This window comes from Nonlabens ulvanivorans (assembly GCF_000732625.1).
Taxonomy (GTDB): Bacteria; Bacteroidota; Bacteroidia; order Flavobacteriales; family Flavobacteriaceae; genus Nonlabens; species Nonlabens ulvanivorans.
On the sequence record NZ_JPJI01000012.1, the window covers coordinates 159,668 to 165,815 of the forward strand.

Sequence of the window (6,148 nt, forward strand, 5' to 3'; positions counted from 1 at the left end):
AAATATTCTAGTCTGTCTAAGTAACGGACAATAGATTAATTTGTTACAAATTTAAATGGAAACCATCTTGTAAGACTTTAATTAACGACATCTTAACTGCAATATTAATTTAAGTTCTTATGCGGTGATTTTGTGCTATAATCGTAAATTTGTGGTAAACCCAAGTAATGAATAATACTGACTTTTCTCAAAATATAAAGCTGCCGGTAGTAGCAGCACCTATGTTCTTAATCTCTGGTCCTGAACTAGTAATAGCCTGTTGTAAAAATGGTATCGTAGGAACTTTTCCCGCACTAAATCAGCGTACGACAGAAGGTTTTGAAGAATGGGTAGTACAAATTAAAACAGAACTCGATCAATGGGAGAAAGAAACAGGTAAGAAAGCGGCTCCTTTTGGAGTTAACCTCATTGTTCATGGCAGTAATCCTCGTGTACAGGCAGATTTAATGGTGTGCATGAAGCATAAGGTACCTTTAATAATTACCTCTTTAGGTGCTGTAAAGGATCTAGTAGATGCGGTGCACTCTTACGGTGGTTTAGTGTTTCACGATGTTATTAAAAAGCGTCATGCAGAAAAAGCTGCAGAGGCTGGTGTGGACGGACTGATATTGGTTTGTGCTGGTGCAGGTGGTCATGCAGGAACTTTAAATCCTATGCCATTTATAAGAGAAGTGCGCAGTTTCTTTAAAGGAACTATCTTACTGTCTGGTGCGATGAGTAGTGGACAAGATGTGGCTAGTGCCTTACAAATGGGTGCAGATTATGCTTACATGGGTACCCGTTTTATTAATACAGATGAGTCAAAAGCAACAGATGAGTATCGAGATATGATCATAGATGCTGGATCAAGTGATATTGTTTATACAGCTGCTATATCTGGTGTAAGTGCTAATTTTTTAGGAGCTAGTTTAAATGCAGCAGGTATTACTGAAGAGCAACTTAAAGCCACTGGTAAAATAGATTTTGGTAAAGAAATGGATACAGAGGCAAAAGCCTGGAAAACTATATGGAGTGCCGGACAAGGATCTGCTACAATTAACGATACCGTACCTGCTACAGATTTGATTAATCGTATGAAGACTGAATTCAAAGATGCCATAGGGATGCAAAAGAAAAATCTAGAACGATACTCTTAATAGAGATTATAATTCTTTTTAAAAGCCTTTTATTGTTAAGATAAGAGGCTTTTTACATCATAAGGATGTTTAAAATTTCGCTTTCGCGAAAGCGTCAACCACATCATCCTACAAGAACGTATAATTAAAGCATATTATTCAAAGACCTATTACCTTTGCCACCTATGAGTACACTGGTTCAGATTCAAGTTTTACCACATCATCTAGAGGATGAAGATCACATACTGGAAAAGGTCTTCCAAAAGGTTGATTTTTCTATGAATGATGTCTCTCAATGGTCCATTAGAAAGCGCAGCATTGATGCTAGACAACGCCGTGTCCTTTATAATCTACAGATTGAATTATGGTTGAATGGAGACGAGAAACCTGTACGCGAGCCATATAAAATAAGTGATATAAGTAATAAGCCTTCGGTAGCCATTATAGGGGCTGGACCTGCTGGATTATATGCCGCATTGCGAGCAATAGAAGGTGGCTTAAAGCCTGTTATTTATGAAAGAGGTAAAGATGTGCGTTCTAGACGTCGAGATCTAGCAGCTATAAATAAAGAGCATATCGTTAATCCAGAGTCTAATTATTGTTTTGGTGAAGGCGGCGCAGGAACTTACAGTGATGGAAAGCTTTATACCCGATCTAAAAAACGTGGTAATGTATTGAAAGCGATGGAGTGGTTTGTTGATTTTGGTGCAACACCAGATATTTTAGTTGATGCTCATCCACATATAGGAACTAATAAGTTGCCACAAATAATTACCGCAATGCGCGAGGCTATTATAGAGGCAGGTGGCGAAGTGAGGTTTAATGAGAAGCTCACAGATATAAAACATGAGAACGGACAGGTTACCTCAATTCAGATAAATGATAGTGTCTGGTATGATTATAATCATGTGATACTAGCAACTGGACATAGTGCTAGAGATATTTTTTACTTATTACATAATCGTGGTATTAAAGTAGAAGCAAAGCCGTTTGCAATAGGTGTGCGTATTGAGCACTCACAATCCTTAATAGATCAGATCCAATATCATGGCGATGATCAAAATCCATATTTGCCGCCAGCCAGTTATAGTTTAGTAGAACAGGTCGATGGATTAGGTGTGTATTCTTTTTGTATGTGTCCTGGTGGTATTATTGCGCCATGTGCTACTGATATTGAAGAGGTTGTTACTAATGGTTGGAGTCCTAGTAAACGCAATAATCCATATTCTAATAGTGGAATTGTTGTTAGTGTATCACCTCAAGATTTACCTAATTATAAAGAGAACGATCCTTTTGTCTGTCTGGAATTTCAAAAGAAAGTAGAATATGATTGCTGGGTCGCTGCTGGTAAAACACAAAAGGTTCCAGCACAACGCATGACCGATTTTATAGTTGGTAAGGTTTCTACTGATTTTCCTAAAACATCTTATCAACCAGGTTTAACGGCTGTCGATTTAAATGAAGTCTTGCCAGATATGCTGGCGAGTAGATTAAGAAAAGCTTTTGTAGCTTTTGGTCATAAGATGAAAGGATATTTAACTACCGAAGCTGTATTGCATGCGCCTGAAAGTAGGACATCATCACCAGTTAAAATACCAAGGGATGATTTTTCCCTTGAGCATATTGAAATTAAAGGCATATATCCATGTGCTGAAGGTGCTGGATATGCCGGCGGTATTATAAGTGCGGCGATCGATGGAATTAACTGTATGGATCGTATCATTGAAAAATACAACTAATAATTATGGGAGGAATGATTTACTTTCCATCCAACTGAAGTGTTTTTTAATAATTTCTATTTTGTTTTCTTTAACATATTGAGCTAAGGCAAGTGCTGCCGGAGACTGTTTTTTTGATGATAACCAGATCAAATTCCAGTTAGTTATTATTGGTAGGTTTTTAATAGGTATAATTTGTACTTCTTTGTTTTTGAGTTCGTTTTTAATTCCTATAATAGGCATTATAGAATAACCTAGTCCTGCTATAACAGCTTGTTTTACAGCTTCGTTAGAAACTAGTTCAATTTTTTTATGATTTGTGAATTTTTGTTGGTCTAAGAAGCTTTCCATAGCCTGTCTGGTGGCAGATCCTTTTTCTCTATAGATAAGTTTCAACTTTTTAAATTCTTGAGTACTCATCTGCATGCCGGACTTACTAGGGTTGTCTTTTCCTAATAAAAAAAGTTCATTACGCATAAGCTCAATACGGCTAATCTTCAAATGATCAGGAAGTACAGATACCATGGCAAAATCAACTGTATTGTCCTCAATACTTTTGATTACTTCACTTTTATTAGTAACATTCATTGTTAAGTCAATCCCTGGATATTTTTTCAAAAAATCTGAGAGAAAATAAGGCATTACATATTTACCTGTAGACACTACTGATATGTTAAGTTTGCCAGCGACTTTACCTTCATAAGCTGCAGATTTATATGTAATCGTAGCTACTTGCTCAAGGATATTCTCTGCGGTATCAGCAATTTCTTTTCCAAATTCGGTAATGTGGATTTTACGACCTAAATATTCTGTAAGCGGTAATGGGAATTGATCTTGAAATTTTTTGAGTTGTATAGAAACTGCAGGTTGAGTAAGGTTTAATTCTTCGGCAGCTTTAGTAATACTTTTTAATTGGGAAATTTTAAAGAATATCTCTAGTTGGTGAAGTGTATAATGCATAAATATTACTTATGTATATGATAAAAATTATAAATATAAATTTATATAAAAGATAATTCAACTTTGCAGCAGCTTTTATTAAAAGTGATTTAACCTTTAAATATTTTATAATGCAAGAATTACAAATTGACTTAATCGACGGAAATTTTACAGCATCAGACGCTATGGAAATTATTACTTCAGTTCTAGACAAGAAGATGAATTTTCACAAATTACAACGACTGGCAAAAACAGAAAGAGATCACGCAGATCCATGCACATTTGAAAACGAGCGTATTGCAGCTTTACAATCAGAAAAGGATAAGGCGATATCTTTTCTTGGACCTATGATTAAAGGAAGTGAAACTTTATCAATCAAAAGTGAGATTAAAATCAATAAAAACTAATTAATTCTCTAAGAATATAATTATGGATTTACATCTATTAATTGATAACCTAAGTAACCCAGCTTTATTATTTTTCTTTTTAGGGATTATAGCGGTTCAACTTAAGAGTGATCTTAAAATTCCCGAGAATTCCTCAAAATTTATTTCTCTTTATTTACTGTTAGCGATAGGATTTAAAGGTGGACAAGAATTGTCACATAGCGAATTTGATATGGAAATTGTCTGGTCTTTATTATTCGGTGTTTTACTTGCTATTGTTGTTCCTATTTATGCTTATTTCATTTTGCGTCGTAAGATGAATGTCTATAATTCTGGAGCAATTGCAGCAGCATATGGATCTGTAAGTGCAGTTACTTTTGTTACGGCTATCTCTTTTTTAGAGATGGAACAAATGGATTTCAGTGGGCATATGGTTGCTGTAATGGCACTTATGGAAGCTCCTTCCATTATGGTAGGCCTTTTATTAATTTCTCTATTTAATAAAGATAAATCAGATAAGGTCTCTACAAAAACGGTGTTGCATCATGCACTCACTAATGGTAGTGTAATCCTAATAATAGGTAGTTTAGTAATAGGCCTGTGTGCAAGTGAGGCTCAAGCCGAAGGAATTAAACCCTTTACAACCGATTTGTTTAAAGGATTTCTTGCAGTATTCTTATTAGATATGGGAATCACCAGTGGAAGAAAATTGTCAACCTTTTTAAAGAAAGGATGGTTTGCGGTTGCTTTTGCAATTATTATACCTATTGTTAATGGGATTATCGTGGCGGTAGTAAGTGGGCTTTTTGTAACAGAAACAGGAGACCGATTATTGTTTTCTATTCTAGCAGCTAGCGCATCGTACATTGCGGTACCAGCCGCTATGAAATTAGCTGCACCTAAAGCTAATCCTAGTCTTTATATACCGATGGCACTTGCTATAACGTTTCCTTTCAACATTACTTTGGGAATGCCATTATACCTTAATGTAATACAGTCATTTTAACCTATCAAAATAAGTAAAGAGATTGAGATTTTTTAATCTCTTTACTTATTTGATTTGTTTTTAAAACACTAGATCTAGTGAGTGTATAGGTTGATGGTTATCAGTCTCAAAAAGTTTGGAATAATCTGATATATCGTCGATACCTTCTAATTTACATAATATGGTAATGGCGGCACACAACCCTTCAAACTGAATCACTTGGCTTTTTGGGTCCTTAGGTTTAAAATGATGATGTCTTAATGGTAATTGATAGCCGCAACCTTGTAAAAAAGCGTGTTCAATACGCAATAGTTCCGAAGGTAAGTAACCATTAAAACGTTTTCCTAGTTTCTCATTGACTAAGCCTACATAATTAAGCTTTACAGAACCGTGATCATCAGATAGATGTTTCCAGAAATCCTTATTATCGCAAATATTACCTACTGCACAATGACATGCACATTCTGGATGCAAGGTTCCATCATGAAAAGCTTTATATAATTTAGTGATGCTGCTTTCAAGTCTGTTTTTAATACTCATAGTTTACTTAGTATATAAATTAAGTAGGATGTTCTTCATTCACCTTACTAATATAATTCATTAGTATTATTTTATTGAAAATTTCAAAAATGCCACTGTTTATGTATGTTTATGGTGGCAATATCATTCTGAAAAGGGTAAACGATAGTTCTATTGTATAGATTATAACTAGTATAGACTTAAGTTTGTCCTCATTAAGTTTATCATTATATTATTATGAAGCAAAAGGTAGTTACTATAGGAGAAGTCTTGATGAGACTTACGGTTCCAGATTATAAAAGATTATTTCAAACAGTTAATTTTGATGTCACTTTTGGTGGTTCAGAGGCAAATGTTGGAGTTTCTTTAGCGCATTTTGGTTTGGATAGTACACATATAACGGCCTTGCCAGATCATAATTTAGGAGAACGTGTAGAGCGTTTTTTAAAACTTAATGGCGTGAGCGATGAAGGCATCGTGCGCAAA

General features: G+C 35.0%; 7 protein-coding genes. 5 read left to right on the forward strand and 2 right to left on the reverse strand.

Annotated features, from left to right (window positions below):
* Positions 1-167 precede the first annotated feature (167 nt).
* Together IL45_RS02130 and IL45_RS02135 are read left to right on the forward strand one after the other, a co-directional pair.
* Entirely contained in the window at positions 168-1,136 is a 969-nt protein-coding gene (locus IL45_RS02130) for an NAD(P)H-dependent flavin oxidoreductase (protein WP_036579679.1), read from the forward strand.
* Between the two features lie 164 nt (positions 1,137-1,300).
* The gene (locus IL45_RS02135) at positions 1,301-2,854 is read left to right on the forward strand and encodes an NAD(P)/FAD-dependent oxidoreductase (protein WP_036579681.1); all 1,554 of its coding nucleotides are present in this window, start codon (positions 1,301-1,303) and stop codon (positions 2,852-2,854) included.
* 3 nt (positions 2,855-2,857) lie between these two features.
* Here IL45_RS02135 and IL45_RS02140 read toward each other — a convergent pair whose 3' ends face one another.
* Entirely contained in the window at positions 2,858-3,793 is a 936-nt protein-coding gene (locus tag IL45_RS02140; protein WP_036579684.1) for a LysR substrate-binding domain-containing protein, read from the reverse strand.
* A 110-nt stretch (positions 3,794-3,903) separates the two neighbouring features.
* Between IL45_RS02140 and IL45_RS02145 the strand changes: the two genes are divergently transcribed.
* Positions 3,904-4,179: a hypothetical protein gene (locus tag IL45_RS02145; RefSeq protein WP_051788614.1), complete on the forward strand. Its 276-nt coding sequence runs from the start codon at positions 3,904-3,906 to the stop codon at positions 4,177-4,179.
* Between the two features lie 22 nt (positions 4,180-4,201).
* A complete protein-coding gene (locus IL45_RS02150; protein ID WP_036579686.1) occupies positions 4,202-5,164 on the forward strand; it encodes a sodium-dependent bicarbonate transport family permease in 963 nt (320 codons plus the stop codon).
* Positions 5,165-5,224: 60 nt separating this feature from the next.
* Here the strand turns inward: IL45_RS02150 and IL45_RS02155 are convergent, their stop codons facing one another.
* Positions 5,225-5,683 (reverse strand): hypothetical protein, encoded by a 459-nt coding sequence (locus tag IL45_RS02155; protein ID WP_036579689.1) that lies wholly within the window; start codon positions 5,681-5,683, stop codon positions 5,225-5,227.
* A gap of 216 nt (positions 5,684-5,899) precedes the next feature.
* Between IL45_RS02155 and IL45_RS02160 the strand changes: the two genes are divergently transcribed.
* On the forward strand, positions 5,900-6,148 hold a 249-nt coding region (locus tag IL45_RS02160; protein WP_036579692.1), incomplete at its 3' end, for a PfkB family carbohydrate kinase.